The sequence below is a fragment of the Caulobacter sp. SSI4214 genome, from assembly GCF_012184455.1.
Lineage (GTDB): Bacteria > Pseudomonadota > Alphaproteobacteria > Caulobacterales > Caulobacteraceae > Caulobacter > Caulobacter vibrioides_E.
On the sequence record NZ_SZWJ01000022.1, the window covers coordinates 40,575 to 56,739 of the forward strand.

Sequence of the window (16,165 nt, forward strand, 5' to 3'; positions counted from 1 at the left end):
TCCGTATGAGGAGGTGCGGCCCGCGCTTAGTCGCCTGACCTGCAGTCGTCATCGCCATGACCGACGATTGTGTGCGGCTACAGCGCTTGTGACGTGCGGCCGATTGGCTCGCCGTGGCTCTAAGCGGCGCGAACATTTGCGGTCGATGCCGGCTTGGGGAGCACCTCTGGACGGGGCTTGACCTCGCCCGCGGCGGCCGGCGGTAAAATCATGTTCGACCGATTGGATGACTCGACTCGACGTCGCGCGCAGCCAACTCGCGGCGCGTTGCATATCGCGCTGCGAGATCGAGATGAAGTCTCTTGACCGCTACATCTGAAGCGTTGGCCGCTAACTCCAGTTCCTGTGCCGCCCGGCGGGCGAAGTATGCTTCGTCCGATGCCGGATCGACGCTCCTCGCATCGGTGCTCCGGACCGAGGAAGCAGTCTCCGATGGGCTGGCGGGGACGGGCTCTTCTTCACTCGCCATGGCGGCGCAACCAGGCTCGTGCAGCCTCTTCGTCGCCAGCCGCGAAATGACGGGCTTCCATCTTGAGCAGCGGATCGAAGAGGTTGGTGAGGCGACTTATCCAATCGGGCCCGCCGACGAGCGCATATCGCTCGATATGGCGTAACAGCCCGATCTTCAGTTCGAGCAGCCTCGTATCAACGAGCAGCGACGGCTCGAAGCCGTCGTAGTGACGTACGATGCCGAGGAGGCGGCGACCGCCCCCGCCGCTGAACGCGGCCGAAAGCCTCTCGGCGAGATTGCGCGCATCCGCGCTGGTGATGCGGCCGTCGATCTCGAAGGTGAAAATATCGGAATCACCGTTCTCCAAGACGCGCAGGCTTTCAGGATGCGCGCAATCGACGTCACCGCGGACCCAGGCGAGGGCGTGCTCCCGACGATCGGGCGTATAGGACTGATACCTGACATAGGGCAGCAAGGCGCTTTCGATCCGGGCGGCGTTACGGATCCAAGCCTGGTCGCTGACGATAGCGATCCGTCCGAATTGCCTGAGCCGTGTCAAGTAGTGGAAGGCATTGCCAAGATCGCTACGCCACGCCTCCGAGGACATGCCCTTGAAGTTGCGGACTTCCACGAAGACATGGACGGTGTCGCCGCGCTCAAGCGCCGTATCAAGCTGCCGCATGGCGGTTTCGACGTCAGCTTTCTCGATACGGCCGTCGGTGGCCAACTCGATGACAGTTTCATTCTGATTTTCGGCCATGATCTGGTCCTTGCGGATTGTCGGATTGATCCGGTTGTTCAGCGTCAGCTATGACGTGTCTCGGCGGCCTCCAGGCCGGACAAGCGGTATCCGACCTGCAATTCCGTCAGGAGGTGCTGGGGCTGCGACGGCTCCTCTTCGAGCTTTTGCCTGAGCTGCGCCATGTAGATGCGGAGGTAATGGGCGCGTTCCGAGTATCCGGGACCCCACACCTCCATAAGCAGTTGGCGGTGGGTTAGCACCTTGCCGTGTCCACGGACCAACGCCGTCAGAAGTCGAAACTCGTTGGGCGTGAGATGGACGGGTATGCCCGCGCGCGCAACTTCGTGCGTGGCAAGATTGATGGTGACCGACCCGAACTTGGCTACGGGCGACGCTGCGCCGCCGTTCGATACGGTGCCGGCGCGCCGCAGTTGTGCCCGCACGCGCGCCAGGAGTTCGGGCACGCCAAACGGCTTGACCAGATAGTCGTCGGCGCCGGCGTCAAGCGCCTCCACCTTTTCGGTTTCCTGCTCGCGCGCGGAGAGTACGAGAACGGGCGCTGACATCCAGCCGCGCACTTCCCGGATCAGCGTCTTGCCGTCGCCGTCGGGTAGTCCGAGATCGACGATCATCAGGTCGGGCTTGCGACTCCCCGCATTCAACCGCGCTTCTTCGGCCGTGGCCGTCTCGAAGACATTCATGCCCTCTTTTTCCAGCGCCATGCGGATAAAGCGCCGAATATCGGCTTCGTCTTCAACGATCAGAATGCGCGGCTTGATCATGGATCGGTTCACTTTCGATCGCAGGCGGCGTCCCAAGCGGCAGTCGTATCTCGAACGCGGCTCCGTTTGGTTTGCGCTGTTCCGCTCGGATGCTTCCGCCGTGAGCCGTGATGATACTGCGGCAGAGCGCGAGCCCCAATCCAACGCCGGCGACCGACGACTCCTTCTGCCCGCGCGCGAACGGCTCGAAGAGCGTTTCTGGATCCCGCACGGGGAGCCCGGGGCCATTATCTTCAACGATAAGATACATGGTGTCCGCCGTAGCACCGGCCCGAACGTTTATCGTGCTATCGCGCGGCGTATACTTGGCGGCGTTGTCGAACAGATTGATCAGAACGCGCTCGATGAGCGTGGCATCGGCCTCTATGAGCGGAAGATCGGCCGGAAGATTGGTTCGAACCTTGCGAGGTTCGACGATCGCGCGCGATTGTAACACGGCGCTGCCGACGATCTCGCTCAAGGAATTCCATTCCTTGTTGAGCCTCACGCCCTCGCTTTGCATGCGTGCCAGGTCGAGCAGGTTGGCAACGAGGCGCTTGAGCTCGTCGGCCTGAACCCGTATTGAGCGCGCTAGGTCACTGCGATCTTCGACTGGAAGCTCTTTGCGATGCTCGAGCGTCTCGGCCAGGCCGCGGATCGCGGTCAGCGGCGTCTTGAGGTCGTGCGATACGGCCGACAGCAGCGCATTGCGGAGCTTCTCACCCTCCATCCGGACCAAGGTTTCCTGTGCGACTTCCATGAAGTGGATGCGCTCGAGCGTGAGGCCAATGGTCGAGCAGCAGGCATCAAGCAGACGGCGATCGTCCGGATCGTCGGGCAGCGGCGCACCGACCGGCACAACCGCCAGCACTCCGCGCATGGCCATCGACGCTTTCAAGGGAAGGTACAGGGCGTGGGCGGCGCTCAAGGTCTGAGTGCCGAGGCCCGCTTGCTGTCCATGATCGAAAGCCCATTGTGCGGTCGATGTATCGACAAGGCCGGGGTCCTCGGTAGGCATCAAGCGCTCGTTCTTGTCCGGAACCAGAAGGATGATCCGCGCTTCGAACAGTGGTGTCAGCGCTTCCCGGCAAATCGCGACAACTTGGTCTATCTTGATCGCGCTTGAGAGGTCGCGGGCGATCCTGGCCAAGGCCGACGCCCTTCGTTCTCCGGCACGGGCTACGCGAGCTTCCGATCGGAGCCGCGCCGCGAGTTGGCTGATCACGACTGCGACTACCAACATAAGCGCGAAAGTGAATATGTATTGCGTGTCGGTGACCGCGAAGGAGAGCTTCGGCTCGACGAAGAAGAAGTCAAAGCAGCCGACCGAAAGCAGGGACGCCCACGCCCCGGCGAGGCGGCCGAGTCGCAAGGCGATGAACACGGTCGTCACCAGGAAAAGCATGACGACGTTGGAAAGATCGAAAAAGCCTACGAGCTGGGAGGCGAGGAAGGTCGCCGCGCCGCATGCGAGCGTGGCGATGCCAAGCGCCGCGATCTGCGTCTGCGGCTCCTCCGGTATCCAGCGAACTCGGCGGGTCGCCCGGACTTCGTCAACGCTCAGCAGCAGGAGCCCAATTTCCGGATTGGCGCGGGCAAGCCGTTCCTGCAATCGACGTTTAAACGTAAATATGCGTCGGCGAGCTGTGTTTCCGATGATGAGCTTGGTGGCGTTGCGCTTTCGAGCGTAGTCGAGGATCGCCTCGGTAATGTCTTGGCCAGGGACATTTGCAAACTCCGCGCCGGCTGATTGGGCCGTCTTGGCGATGACGAGCAGCGCCTCGCGGGATCGCGCGTCATTATTTTGATAGGGCTGATCGACGTGGACGACGATCCATTTGGCCTGAAGCCGCTGGGCGAGGCGCCCGGCTTCACGGACGAGCTTTTCCTGGGACCGATCCGCGCTGACGCAGACCATGAGCAATTCCTGCGTTGGCCAGACCGTCTTGATCGCGTGCGAGACGCGGTAGGTCCGGACATCGGCGTTGACCCGGTCGGCGACGCGGCGGAGCGCAAGCTCGCGTAGCGCGATCAGATTGCCGCGGCGGAAGAAGTTCTGACGCGCGCGCTCGATTGACACGGGCAAGTAGACCTTGCCGGCGTTCATGCGGGCGAGCAGATCGTCCGGCGGCAGGTCGACCAGCACGACATCGGTCGCGGAATCGAAAATGCGATCGGGAACGGTTTCACGGACGCGAATGCCGATAATGCCGCCGACGATGTCGTTGAGGCTGTCGAGGTGCTGTACGTTGAGCGCGGTGTAGACGTCGACGCCGGCGTCGAGCAGCTCTTCGACATCTTGCCACCGCTTGGCATGGCGGCTGCCGGCGACGTTGGTGTGGGCAAGCTCGTCGACCACCAGCAGCTTGTAGTCGGACGCCAGGGCGCCATCGAGATCGAACTCGGTGACAGGCCTGCCATTACCCGGCAACGTCTTGCGCGGGAGAATGGCAAAGCCGTCGATTAGCGCCTCGGTTTCCTTGCGGCCGTGCGTCTCGACGATGCCGATTCCGACGCGCACGCCCTCAGCCTGAGCCTGCCGCGCCGCTTGAAGCATCGCAAAGGTCTTCCCCACCCCAGCGCAGGCCCCGAAGAAAATCTTGAGCTGTCCGCGTTTGGAGTGCTCTGCGTTACCTCTTACGGCCTCCAGAAGAGCGTCCGGATCAGGTCGCTGATCGTTCATCGTCTACTGCCTCACGCCAGTGCCGAACGCCGTTCGTCTAAAAGAACGGCGTGAGCACGAGGTCGATGAGCTTTATACCTATAAATGGTACGATAATCCCGCCTAATCCGTAGATGAGCAGGTTCCGACCGAGAAGCCGCGCCGCCGGTTCGGCGCGATACTTCACCCCGCGTAGGGCGAGCGGGATTAGCACGACGATGATCAGCGCGTTGAAGATGACCGCAGAGAGAATCGCCGAGGCTGGGCTGTGCAGTCCCATCACGTTGAGCGCGGCCAGCGGCGGATAGGTCGCGACGAAGGCGGCGGGAATGATCGCGAAATACTTGGCCAGGTCGTTTGCGACGCTAAAGGTCGTGAGCGCGCCGCGCGTCATGATCATCTGCTTGCCGACTTCGACGACGCGCAGCAGCTTGGTTGGGTTGCTGTCGAGATCGACCATATTGCCGGCTTCCTTGGCCGCCTGCGTGCCGCTGTTCATCGCGACGGCGACATCGGCTTGGGCGAGCGCGGGCGCGTCGTTGGTGCCGTCGCCGGTCATCGCGACGAGCCGTCCCTCAGCCTGGTACTGGCGAATAAGACGGAGCTTGTCCTCTGGAGTCGCCTCAGCCAAGTAATCGTCGACGCCGGCTTCGGCCGCGATGGTCGCTGCCGTCAACTGGTTGTCGCCGGTGATCATCACGGTCTTGATGCCCATCGCGCGAAGCTCGGCGAAGCGCTCCTTGATCCCGCCTTTGATGATGTCCTTGAGCTCGATCACGCCCAGGACATTGGTTCCGTCGCTAACGACGAGCGGTGTGCTGCCGCGGCGAGAAACTTCTTCGACGGTCGTGGTCACTTCCTTGGGGAAGACACCGCCCATCGCCTCGACATGGGCGCGGATCGCACTGGCCGCACCCTTCCGGATCTGGCGGCCGTCGATGTTGATGCCGCTCATTCGGGTTTGCGCGGTGAAACCGATTGTCTCCGCGCCCCGGAGCTCGCGGCCGCGGATGCCGAAAGCGTTTTTGGCCAGGATCACGATAGAGCGCCCTTCGGGCGTCTCGTCGGCAAGGGATGCGAGCTGCGCCGCGTCGGCCAGCGCGGGCTCTTTGATGCCGGGCGCGGGATGGAACTTCGTCGCCTCGCGATTGCCGAGCGTGATCGTGCCGGTCTTGTCGAGGAGGAGGACGTCGACATCGCCCGCCGCCTCGATCGCGCGGCCAGAGGTGGCCAGCACATTGGCCTTCATCATCCGGCTCATACCGGCGATGCCCACGGCCGAGAGCAGTGCTCCGATCGTCGTCGGGATGAGGCAAACGAGAAGCGCAATGAGCACCGTGATCGTCACCACCGTGCCCGAGCCGTTGATGATCGTGCTGAAGCTAGAGAACGGCAGGAGGGTGACGCAGACGAGGAGGAAGATGATCGTGAGTGCGACCAATAGGATCGTCAGTGCGATCTCGTTGGGTGTCTTGCCACGCTTAGCGCCTTCGACCATCGCGATCATGCGATCGAGGAAGGCCTCGCCCGGCTTGGCAGTGACCTCGACAACAATCCAGTCCGAAAGCACGCGTGTGCCGCCCGTCACGGATGCGAAATCGCCTCCTGCCTCGCGGATGACGGGGGCGGACTCGCCGGTGATTGCGGACTCATCCACCGAAGCTGCGCCTTGCAGCACTTCGCCGTCGGCCGGGATGATCTCGCCGGCCTCGACAAGCACGTATGCTCCCACACCCAATTCGTCGCTCGCCTGAGGCCAGGATTCGGCGTCACGTCGCGGCTCCTTGAGCATCCGGGCGAGAACGCGCTGGCGGGTGGCGCGCAGCGCATCGGCCTGCGCCTTGCCGCGCCCTTCCGCCATGGCCTCGGCAGCGTTGGCGAAAAGGACCGTGAACCAAAGCCATGCGGCGATCGCGAAGATGAAGGGAGCAGACGCCTCGCCCTTGCCGGTGACGGCCTGAATGAAAAGCAAAGTTGTGACGATGCTGCCGAGAAACACGACGAACATCACCGGGTTCTTGATCTGAACGCGCGGCGACAGCTTCTTGAAGGCTTCCGCGGCCACTGAGGCCCACGGCACTTGCTTGACGTTTCCGCCGAGGACGGCGGCGCTCTGCGCCGTAGGGGTCTCTAGATCGGACATGATGCCACCTCAGTTTTATTGGGCAGCCGGACGGGCCGGCGCGGCAGCCGCGTCGAGCGCGAGATTGAGTGCAAGGACATTGACGCGTGGATCGCCGAACAGACCGAACTGCGGTCGATCGACATTCTCATTGATCAGCGCCAGGACGCGGTCCACGGCCAGCCCTCGGGCGCGAGCGACCCGCTGCGCCTGGATGTTGGCGTTGGCGATCGAGATATGCGGGTCGAGACCTGAGCCGGACGCGGTCACCGCGTCGACCGGAACGGCGGCGTTGGCCGCCAGTCCGTTTTCCTGACGGTAGGCGATGGCGCGCTCTTCGACCGCGGTGAGGAGCTTCTTGCTGAGAACACCCTGGTTGCTCGCGGCGCTGGCTCCAGCGTTATACGGCTGGTCGACCGTCTTGGAGGAGTCCTGCGGGTCGGGACCCGACGTGGCGCTTGGCCGACTATGGAAATATTCCGGACTGGCGAAATATTGTCCGATCTGGCGAGACCCGATGGCCTGCCCGTTTCTCTCGATCAGGCTTCCCTGAGCCTGGCTCGGGAAGAGCAGATTGGCGACGCCGGTCGTCGCCAGCGGATAGGCCAGACCTGTCACGACCATGAACAGCAGGGCTGAAACAAGCACCGGCCGGGCGATGCCCTTGAAGGCGGAGGCGGCAGAGAGGTCGGCGGATGTCGATTGATCGTTGTGCATGGCGATGTCCTCAGAATGTCGTGCCAGACAGCATCAGCAGATGCTCGACGATCGGGCCGAGCGCGAGCGCGGGGAGGAAGGTCAGACCCCCGACCACTAGCACCACGAACACGAGAAGCCCTGTGAACAGCGGCGTTGCGGTCGAGAGCGTCCCTGGGCCGGCCGGCACCGTCGTCTTCGCCGCCATCACGCCCGCGACCGCCAGCATCGGCAGCAAGGTCAGATAGCGCCCGACCAGCATCGCAAGCCCAATGGTTGTGTTGAAGAAGGGCGTGTTGGCGTTGAAGCCGGCGAAAGCCGAACCGTTGTTGGCGGTGCCCGAGGTATAGGCGTAGAGCACTTCGCTGAAACCGTGGGGCCCCATGTTGGCCAGACTGTCGACGGTTGAGGGCATGACGCATGCGAGCGCCGTGAAACCGAGGATGCTGAAGGCATGGGCGAGAACAGCCAGCATCACGAGCTTCATCTCGCGCGCCTCGACCTTCTTGCCGAGGAATTCGGGCGTTCGCCCGATCATCATGCCAACCAGGAAGACGGTCAGAATTGCATAGGTGACGAGATTAATGAGGCCGACGCCATCGCCGCCGAACACGTTATTGAGCATCATCTGGGCGATCGGGACGAGGCCGCCAAGCGGCGTCAGCGAGGCGTGCATCGAGTCGACCGATCCTGTCGTCGCCGCCGTCGTGGTAGTCACGAAAAGGCTGGTCTGCGCGATGCCGAAGCGAAGTTCCTTACCCTCCATGTTGCCGCCGCCGAGCGTTGCGGTCTGCGCCTGATCAATTCCCAGCGGCGAGAGCATCGGATTGCCCGCATGCTCGGCGCCGTAGACCAGCGCTAGGAAGCCGAGGAACATGACGAAGAAGGCGGCGAAGAACGACCAACCCTGCTTGCGGTTGGCGATCATCGATCCGAAGACGTAGGTCAGGGCCGACGGGATCAACAACATGCTCAGGATGTGCAGCGTGTTGGTGAGCGGTGTCGGGTTTTCAAACGGATGCGCGGCGTTCATGCCGAAGAAGCCACCGCCGTTGGTGCCGATGTGCTTGATGGTCTCGAGACTGGCCACCGGCCCGATGATGAGCTGCTGGCGAGCGCCTTCGAGCGTCGTGACCACCGTGTCGGCCGTCAGCGTCTGCGGCATGCCCTGCCACACATAGATGAGCGCCAAGACGAAGCAGACCGGGAGCAGCAGGCGGTAGGTGACGCGCGTGAAGTCGACCCAATAATTGCCGATGTCGCCGGCGCTCTTGCGGCTAAGGCCCCGGATGAAGCCGCCCGCGGCGGCAACGCCCGTCGCGGCGCTGACGGTCATCAGGAAGGTGATGACCGCCATCTGCGACAGGTTCGAGAGGCTCGTCTCGCCAGAATAGGCCTGCCAGTTGGTATTGGTGATGAACGAGGCGACGGTGTTGAACGCGAGGTCGGGTGTCTGCGAAGAGCGACCGAGCGAATCGCCGGGCAGAAGTTGCTGGATGCGCAAAATCAGGTAGCCGAGCAGCATCATGGCGGCGTTGCTGAGGAGCAGCACCGCGCCATAGCGTTTCCAGGACATTGCCTCGGCGGGATCGACGCCCAGCAACCGGTAGGTGCCGCGCTCGATAATATTGTGTCCAGGCGCGGTGAAGATGCGCGTGAGCCACGGGCCAGCCACAAAGACGAGGCCCGTCATTATCGCCAAAATGACGATGAATTGATTCAGATCGTATCCCATCAGAGCCCCCTCAAATTCGATCGAGGGCCACGATGAACCCTGCTGTGATTGCGAAGAATCCGAGCGTTACCGCTACGAAGATGAGGTCGCCCATATTTGCCACCTGCCGGTTAGAATGGATGGTTGACGCTCAGAAGCGCTCGGGCTTCATGAGGGCGTAGAAAAGGTAGATGAAGAGGCCGACCGCGCAGGCGCCGGCCAGAACAATCATGAGGGTTGCGGTCACGAGGGTTCTCCAAACAGCGCGACGACGCCGAGCGATCGTCTCTTCGTGCGCGAGCGCGGACGCACGCGGCTCAGTAGACGCGCAGATCTCGGGTCCTCGGCCAGAAAGTTGCTGAGCATTTTGGCTGCAGCTCCAGTTTAGTGTCAGTCTCCGGGACGCCTTTAAGACGTTGCACGTAAAGGCGGCGCTGAGTTTTTACGCCCGTGTATAAGGATGGCGTAAGGAAGCATGTCACAGCCACCGCCCGCGACGTTTCTTGGCCGACGATGAATAGATGAATGCGAGTGAAGTGGAGTACGCTCTGGAACTGGCGAATGAGGGCTGCGTTTTACGCGGTCTTTGCGGTCGGCCCTCGAAACTCTACGTGATCCTTATGTCAAGCGGGGTAAGCAGCGTCCTATAGCATCGCGTTCGGTTCGACGCGTTCCAATTACAGGTAACGCCGAGATGCGCTGTAGCTTCCATCCCCATCGACATTGCTGCATAGCCCGGCCCTTCTGGCGGTGAAGGCCTTTGAGCTAGAGCTTAGGCACATACGATACGTTTTGACGGCCGCCCGGTTCGGAAGCTTTCGCAAGGCATCCTCATGCCTTGGCGTGCGGGAGTCGACGATCAGTCGGCAGGTCAGAAATTTGGAAGACGGGTTAGGCTCTAGCTTATTTCTTCGCAAAAGGTCCGGCGTTTCGCTAACGCAAGCTGGCTCTATTTTTGTCGAGCATGCCCAAGCCGCGCTGAACGAGATTGATCGTGCGGTAGGCGATGTCGGCACGATCGGCCGCGGCAGGTCCGGTACGGTTCGCGTCGGCCTGTCATCTCCGCTCGCAACCGGGTTCCTCGGGGAGCTGCTTATTCGCTTTTGTCGGCAACATGAAGCAGTGCAGCTTGAGTTTGTGGAAGGCACACATACACAGCTCTTCGAGGACTTAGAGCGCGGCAACCTCGATATCGCGTTCATGGCTGCGCCGCTTGACACTGGCGGCCTCGCCACCAAACGGTTGTGGACGGAGGATGTGTTTGTCGTCTTGTCGGAGAATGATGCACTCACGAAAAAGAGCGAAATCGCGTGGAGTGACATCAGGCTGAAGCAGTTTCTGGTGACCGAAGCTACGCCGGGACGCGAGATCGAAGCGTTCGTTTTCCGGCACCTCTCCTCCATTGGATATTCGCCACGGATACAGCGTGACCGCGTCTCGTCACAGACCCTGATGCAGTTGGTTGCGATCGGCAGAGGCATCTCGATAACGAGCCAATCGGTCGCGGAGACGTCGTTCCCCGGCATCACCTATCGGAAGCTCGAAGGTTGCGCGGTGCCGTTCTCGGCGGTTTGGTCGACCGAGAACGATAACCCGCCCTTTCGTCGGCTGCTGAGCTTGACGGCCGGGCAAGCCGCTACCGCATAGTGGTCGAAGTCGCCCGTGCTGAGGGTCTTTACCGTCAAGGCGGTCTAAGCCGCGTCAAACAGTGCTGACGCTTCTCAAATATATATACAATCCTTACGGCCCAACGTCAGATAAAGCGCCGACTTTATACGCGTAAAATTAGTGCTTCGCTGCATCTGCCCAATCAAATGGGGATGCATATATGCCCGTACGTGCTGATTTCTCTGCTATTCGCAAGTCGACCCCGCGACACAAACGGTGGTTGACGTCGCCCTCGACTTTGGCGCTTGGAGTGGCGTGCGCTACGCTCTTCGGCGCGAGCGCGGCATATGCAGATCCGGTTCCGGCACCGAGTTTTGCTGGCCCCCTCGTCCCTAATCCTGACGCCATCGCGCTTGAGGCAGGGCCGTTCGGTCAGGTTCTGGTGTCGGGCCAAGTGACGGGCATTGGCGTCGCGCAGACTAATGCAACGCACGCCGGCGGCATCGGCAACCGCGATGGCTTCGTCGATATCAGCAACGCGCAAGTCCAGTTTCAAACGACCCGGGGCCCGCTACAGTTCTATGTTCAGACGGGCATTTACTCCATCCCTTCGCTGGGTACGTCTTACCTGAAGGCAACCGAAGCGACGGAACAGCTTTTTGGTCCGGTTCCGGTGGCGTACGCGAAAGCGGTGATATCGCCCGAACTATCCGTGTCTGCCGGATTACTGCCGACGATGGTCGGCGCGGAGTCGACGTTCACCTTCCAAAACGTCAATATCGAGCGCGGCTTGCTGTGGAATCAGGAGCCGGCCATCAGCCGCGGCGTCCAAGTGAACTACGCCAAGGGAGCCGTCAGTGCGGCGGTCTCGCTTAACGACGGCTACTTTTCGGGAAAGCTGAACTGGCTCTCGGGCACGCTTTCCTACGCGTTTGATTCCTCGAATTCGCTGAGCTTCGTCGGCGCTGGCGCGCTATCGCGTAATGACAAATCCTCCTTCGCGACGCCTTTGGCGCAGAACAATAGCAGCATTTTCAATCTCATTTACACCCATACGAGCGGTCCGCTCACGCTGACGCCGTATCTCCAATACAGCCACGTTGGCCGCGATGATCAGCTCGGCATCAATCGTTCCGCAGATACCTACGGCGGGGCGCTGCTCGTTAAATACGCGATCGACAAGGAGTGGTCGCTCGGCGCGCGGGCTGAGTATCTGAAGACTAGCGGGGGAAGATGCGGATGGGATGCGTCGTGTGCGCCAACGAACTTGCTTTATGGTCCCGGAAGCAGTGCCTGGTCGCTGACCTTCACGCCGACTTATCAGAAAGGCATATTCTTCGCGCGAGGAGAGGTGTCGTACACCCGGATCGGGAACCTCGAGGCGGGCTTTGGCTTCGGTCGTGACTTCGATCGACGCGATCAGGTGCGCGCGCTGATCGAGACAGGCATACTTTTTTGAAGGCCGCACCGCGCTATCGCGCACGTGCGAGCTGATCGATGGGACCCGCGAACGCATAGTTGGCGCGATGGTGGCAGCGAGCATTCATGATGCCGCATCTAGACGCGGAGTCGCGCCTGACGCTTCGACGCTTCGCTACAAAACTCTGCGTCTCCTCTATTATTGGGCTATACGGCCGGCCGCATTATTTCCCAATGGTGTCGCTCGTACTCTCGCTTTACTCGATCTGTAGCGCCGTCTTTGCGATCACGCTCGGTGAGAAATTCCTGAGGCGTGATGGGTTCAACCATTGGGACGAGGCGCTGTGGCTGCTTTTGGTTAGCACCGCCGTTCGCGTCATATACGGAATATACTGACGGGGTCGCCCCGTCAGTCCGGAGCGGACTTCCTGGCAGCTGCGAACGCGCGATCGGTCGCGATGAAACGCTGCAACATCGGCGCTATGAGCTTGACCGGATCTGAAATGGTTCGTCCCTGTTCGCGGCCTAGTATCTCCGCATACAGCACCAGGTCACGATGCAGAGAGGCCGGCAGTTCGAGCGACACTTTGACGGCTTTGTCTTCTAAGAGCGCACCTAGTTTCAGCTTCGCCATGATCAGCCTCTATACGGTTCGAGTACGAGATCACGTGTCACGATCACGCGGACCGGGAAACCCGGCCGAATGGTGAGCGTGGGAGCGACGTTGAGCTGGCGGCGCACGATCTGCTGACCAGCATCGTTTATGGTATCCTGGCCGCCGTTGCGGATGGCTCGGAGCAGCCGATCTTGATCATCGACCGCAAGTTCAGCACCGACGTTGAGGAGCGTGGATAGACCAGCGGCCTTCGCAAGATCCCACCAGTGGTAGTCCACGCCGTCTTGAAGGCCGGCAAACCCTTGGGAGTCTGCGCCAGGTTGGCGCTCTAGCACGATCGAGCGGCCGTTCGGAAAAATCAGCCGGTTCCAGACCAAGAGCACGCGGCTCTGTCCGAATTGCACGTTGTTGTCGTACTGTCCCACGACGCGCGTGCCCTGCGGGACGAGAAGGACGCGCCCAGTCGGGCTGTCGTAGATGTTCTCGGTGACCTGCGCGGTGATCTGCCCGGGCAGATCGGAACGAATTCCGGTGATGAGCGCGGCCGAGATGACGGCGCCGGCTTGCAGAACGTTCGGCGACGGCGGCGCGACGACTCGATCGGGCGCTACCGTCCTGCGATCGGCCGCCGCATTGAGGAAGGCGTTCTGGCGGTCTTGGGCTGAAGGGGTAGCTGGCGGTGGCGCGAGCCCGAGGCTGGCGAGGTCCGGCGTCGGCGGAGGCACGAGGGCCGGCGTCGTTACGGGCGCTCCGGCGCGGGTCTCCGACCCGGAAAACAGCCGACTGGTCCGTGCAGTCTCGATTTCCTGAAGGCGCCGCTGCTCTTCCTGGCTAAGCCCGGGGTTCGGCGTCGCGATGCCAGGGGCCGGAACTGGCTGTCCGCCGCTCGGTGCGCTGAGCATCGGCCGGCCGAGATCGCCGGGCAGCGGCGGACCGAGCCGAGGAACGCCGCTGTAATCGCGCGGCAGGCCCGCAAGCCCGTCGGCCGTCGAGCGGTTCTCGGTCGAATAGAGTTCATCGTTTGGCCGACCACTGTCGCGGGTCTGAAGCGCATAGATCAGGGCGCCGCCGAGCCCGAGGCTGGCGATCAAGCCCACACCTGCCAGGACCCTGCGCGACAGCCGGGTGACGCGCGGCGGCTCGGCGCGAAGCCGCATCGGCGCAGGGCTGACGGACTCGCCAGTCAAAGGCAGTGCATCGTCGGCCGGCATGTCCTCATTTCGGGGCGGGTTCTCGCTCACGAGGTTGGCCTCCCGTCGGTTCGGGTGATGCGAACGCGGCGTTGCCGATCGCCCGAACCGAAGCGAAGTTCTGCGGCGGCGAAGAGACGGTCGACGATCATGTGGTGCCCGCGCACCCGGTAGTTCACCAGCTCCGAGGTATCGCCTTCCGCGCCGACGACGAAGAGCGGAGGCATTTCGCCCTGACCGATGCCGCGCGGAAACTCGATAAAGACCTGGCGGCCATCATCGAAAGCGCGCAAGGGACGCCAAGGGGCGCGATCACCTTCGATTGCGTAGCGGAAGTTGACGTTGGCGAGATCAACACCGCTCGCCACAGGCTGGGCTGCTTGGGCCTCGGCGTTCTGTCGGCGCAGCGCAATGAGCTGATCCTGCGGATATTGCCAGGAGACCGACGCCATATAGGTTCGCTCGGTCGAGCGAAGCTCCATGTGGTAGGTTCGCATGTTGGTGTTGATGACGAGGTTGGTCATCAGTTCCGCGCGGGTCGGCTTTACCAGGATATGGATTTGGCGCGTCGCGCCCGCCCCGCTCTCGGTGTCACCGATGATCCAGCGCACGGTGTCGCCCGCGGCGACGGGACCGGAGCCCACGAGCTGCTCGCCCGGCTGCAACGCGATATCCGTAATCTGACCGACGGCGGTATAGACCTGATAGAGCGCGCCCTGGGTGAAGGGATAGACTTGCATCGAATTTATGAAGCCATCGCGCACCGGCTGAATGCGCGCGGCGGCGTTGGCCTGATTTACCCGCGCCGTCGGATCGGTGGGTTCGGGCGTACGCGGCGATGGCTCGACCCGCTGCAATTGACCGGGCAGCGGTAGCGGTCGCGGCAGCTCGACCACAGTGACGGGCGCAGGCGGATCGAGCGCCTGCACGGCGGGAGCCGCGTTGTCGTAGGAAATCTCGGGCGGCGGCGTGGTGGTGGCGCAGCCTGCGAGGGCGGTCGTTGCCAGCAGGACCGCCGGAATTGCGATTCTGCGTAGAGCCGGAAATGCGAGACTGTGTGAAGCCGGGTTTCCGGCTTTACGGAAAGACGGCTTCATTGCCCAAGCTCCCGTGACCAATTTATTGCGTTGACGTAGATGCCGAGCGGGTTCGCCCGGAGGCGATCGGCGTTGCGGGGGATCTGGACCACGATCGTCAGGATCGCGGTCCAGCGCGTGGTCTCGGCGAGTTGGCCGTTTTCGTAGCGGCGCTCGACCCAGGCAACGCGAAAGCTGTCGGGTGACGCGCGAATGACGCTGGAGACGTCGACGGCGATCTGCTGGCGGCCTACCTTTGCGAACGGGTCGTTCGACCGCGCGTAGTCGTTCAGGGCCGCAGCGCCGCGATCGGTCGTGAAATCGTAAGCTCGCAGCCAGTTTTGGCGGACGATGATGGCGTCTGCGGGAATCGATCGGACCTGCTCGATGAAGCGCGCGAGGTGAAAGGCGATTTGCGGATCGGTCGGACGATAGTCCGCCTGAGCGGGGGCGACCGCTTGCGCTTGGCCGAGCCGGTCGACTTGGACCACCCAGGGCACGATGGTCCCGCGGGCTGACTGTACGACGAGCGCGGTGGCGAATCCGGCTGACAGGAGCAACGAGCCAAACGCCATCAATCGCCAATTTTTGGCCTGGATGCGTGATGCGCCGATGCGCTCGTCCCAAACTTGGGCGGCGCGCTGATAAGGCGTCTCCGGCTCGGGGGCCTTGCCGTAATGGGTAGAGGGTCGTTTGAACATCAGCGATCGCCTTCGGACAGGTTGACGGACGAGCCACCGCCATGTGCGTCGCCTGAGCGAACGGCATGGGCTGTGGCCTGTGCGGCGTGGGTCATGTGTTGGGAGCGCCGCATGCGTTGCGCCCAGGCCGGAGCGCCGCCAGCGCTCGCGGGCGCTGCTTCGTCGCCGGCGGCATCACCGCCGATCGAGCCCATGGTGGAAGTTCCGCCTGTGGCTTCGAATGCCGCCTTGCCGCCAGCGCTGAAGCTGGAACCCATGCTTTCGGCAGCGCGCGACGCGGCACGGCGCAGCGGCGACACGGCGGCGCTGCCGCCGGCGCGGGCGACCCCGCCGAGCCCGGAAGCGACGCCGGCTGCACCGGACTGTCCGGCTGCGCCAAGGCTATATGCGGTCGCGGCGCTGTATTT

Annotated in this window: 13 protein-coding genes and 1 pseudogene; 2 read left to right on the plus strand and 12 right to left on the minus strand. The window is 62.5% G+C overall.

Annotated features, from left to right (window positions below):
• Positions 1-458: 458 nt before the first annotated feature.
• The 7 genes from FCU40_RS09035 to kdpF form a co-directional block, all read right to left on the minus strand.
• Positions 459-1,211: an STAS/SEC14 domain-containing protein gene (locus tag FCU40_RS09035; RefSeq protein WP_168074467.1), complete on the minus strand. Its 753-nt coding sequence runs from the start codon at positions 1,209-1,211 to the stop codon at positions 459-461.
• A 44-nt stretch (positions 1,212-1,255) separates the two neighbouring features.
• The gene (locus FCU40_RS09040; protein ID WP_168074468.1) at positions 1,256-1,975 is read right to left on the minus strand and encodes a response regulator; all 720 of its coding nucleotides are present in this window, start codon (positions 1,973-1,975) and stop codon (positions 1,256-1,258) included.
• Complete coding sequence (locus FCU40_RS09045; RefSeq protein ID WP_168074469.1) at positions 1,947-4,637, minus strand: sensor histidine kinase KdpD; 2,691 nt, start codon at positions 4,635-4,637, stop codon at positions 1,947-1,949. Before FCU40_RS09045 ends, FCU40_RS09040 begins: the two co-directional genes overlap by 29 nt.
• A gap of 37 nt (positions 4,638-4,674) precedes the next feature.
• Positions 4,675-6,759 (minus strand): potassium-transporting ATPase subunit KdpB, encoded by a 2,085-nt coding sequence (kdpB, locus tag FCU40_RS09050; RefSeq protein WP_168074470.1) that lies wholly within the window; start codon positions 6,757-6,759, stop codon positions 4,675-4,677.
• A 15-nt stretch (positions 6,760-6,774) separates the two neighbouring features.
• A complete protein-coding gene (gene kdpC, locus FCU40_RS09055) occupies positions 6,775-7,455 on the minus strand; it encodes a potassium-transporting ATPase subunit KdpC (RefSeq protein WP_168074472.1) in 681 nt (226 codons plus the stop codon).
• A gap of 10 nt (positions 7,456-7,465) precedes the next feature.
• Positions 7,466-9,169 carry a potassium-transporting ATPase subunit KdpA gene (kdpA, locus tag FCU40_RS09060; RefSeq protein ID WP_168074474.1) on the minus strand — a complete coding sequence of 568 codons (1,704 nt, stop codon included), beginning with the start codon at positions 9,167-9,169 and terminating at the stop codon, positions 7,466-7,468.
• A gap of 130 nt (positions 9,170-9,299) precedes the next feature.
• Complete coding sequence (gene kdpF / locus FCU40_RS09065; protein WP_194246536.1) at positions 9,300-9,395, minus strand: K(+)-transporting ATPase subunit F; 96 nt, start codon at positions 9,393-9,395, stop codon at positions 9,300-9,302.
• A gap of 503 nt (positions 9,396-9,898) precedes the next feature.
• Here kdpF and FCU40_RS09070 point away from each other — a divergent pair.
• Together FCU40_RS09070 and FCU40_RS09075 are read left to right on the plus strand one after the other, a co-directional pair.
• Positions 9,899-10,795, plus strand: coding sequence for a LysR family transcriptional regulator (locus FCU40_RS09070; RefSeq protein ID WP_275052046.1), 897 nt, complete (start codon positions 9,899-9,901; stop codon positions 10,793-10,795).
• Between the two features lie 181 nt (positions 10,796-10,976).
• The gene (locus FCU40_RS09075; protein ID WP_168074476.1) at positions 10,977-12,215 is read left to right on the plus strand and encodes an outer membrane beta-barrel protein; all 1,239 of its coding nucleotides are present in this window, start codon (positions 10,977-10,979) and stop codon (positions 12,213-12,215) included.
• Positions 12,216-12,584: 369 nt separating this feature from the next.
• Here the strand turns inward: FCU40_RS09075 and FCU40_RS09080 are convergent, their stop codons facing one another.
• From FCU40_RS09080 to FCU40_RS09100, 5 genes and pseudogenes are all read right to left on the minus strand, one after another.
• A complete protein-coding gene (locus tag FCU40_RS09080; RefSeq protein WP_168074477.1) occupies positions 12,585-12,809 on the minus strand; it encodes a DUF2274 domain-containing protein in 225 nt (74 codons plus the stop codon).
• A 2-nt stretch (positions 12,810-12,811) separates the two neighbouring features.
• Positions 12,812-14,002 carry a TrbI/VirB10 family protein gene (locus FCU40_RS09085; protein ID WP_206677322.1) on the minus strand — a complete coding sequence of 397 codons (1,191 nt, stop codon included), beginning with the start codon at positions 14,000-14,002 and terminating at the stop codon, positions 12,812-12,814.
• A gap of 26 nt (positions 14,003-14,028) precedes the next feature.
• Complete coding sequence (gene trbG, locus FCU40_RS09090; RefSeq protein ID WP_168074479.1) at positions 14,029-15,078, minus strand: P-type conjugative transfer protein TrbG; 1,050 nt, start codon at positions 15,076-15,078, stop codon at positions 14,029-14,031.
• Positions 15,075-15,758 carry a conjugal transfer protein TrbF gene (gene trbF, locus FCU40_RS09095; RefSeq protein WP_099957426.1) on the minus strand — a complete coding sequence of 228 codons (684 nt, stop codon included), beginning with the start codon at positions 15,756-15,758 and terminating at the stop codon, positions 15,075-15,077. Before trbF ends, trbG begins: the two co-directional genes overlap by 4 nt.
• A pseudogene (locus tag FCU40_RS09100) lies at positions 15,758-16,165 on the minus strand (P-type conjugative transfer protein TrbL); the annotation flags it as partial. The gene trbF and the pseudogene FCU40_RS09100, both read right to left, overlap by 1 nt.

Bases quoted from the DNA above. Each gene is read 5' to 3' on its own strand.
- FCU40_RS09035 (WP_168074467.1), bottom strand. From the start codon at position 1,211: ATGGCCGAAAATCAGAATGAAACTGTCATCGAGTTGGCCACCGACGGC.
- FCU40_RS09040 (WP_168074468.1), bottom strand. From the start codon at position 1,975: ATGATCAAGCCGCGCATTCTGATCGTTGAAGACGAAGCCGATATTCGG.
- FCU40_RS09045 (WP_168074469.1), bottom strand. From the start codon at position 4,637: ATGAACGATCAGCGACCTGATCCGGACGCTCTTCTGGAGGCCGTAAGA.
- kdpB (WP_168074470.1), bottom strand. From the start codon at position 6,759: ATGTCCGATCTAGAGACCCCTACGGCGCAGAGCGCCGCCGTCCTCGGC.
- kdpC (WP_168074472.1), bottom strand. From the start codon at position 7,455: ATGCACAACGATCAATCGACATCCGCCGACCTCTCTGCCGCCTCCGCC.
- kdpA (WP_168074474.1), bottom strand. From the start codon at position 9,169: ATGGGATACGATCTGAATCAATTCATCGTCATTTTGGCGATAATGACG.
- FCU40_RS09075 (WP_168074476.1), top strand. From the start codon at position 10,977: ATGCCCGTACGTGCTGATTTCTCTGCTATTCGCAAGTCGACCCCGCGA.
- FCU40_RS09080 (WP_168074477.1), bottom strand. From the start codon at position 12,809: ATGGCGAAGCTGAAACTAGGTGCGCTCTTAGAAGACAAAGCCGTCAAA.
- FCU40_RS09085 (WP_206677322.1), bottom strand. From the start codon at position 14,002: ATGCCGGCCGACGATGCACTGCCTTTGACTGGCGAGTCCGTCAGCCCT.
- trbG (WP_168074479.1), bottom strand. From the start codon at position 15,078: ATGAAGCCGTCTTTCCGTAAAGCCGGAAACCCGGCTTCACACAGTCTC.
- trbF (WP_099957426.1), bottom strand. From the start codon at position 15,758: ATGTTCAAACGACCCTCTACCCATTACGGCAAGGCCCCCGAGCCGGAG.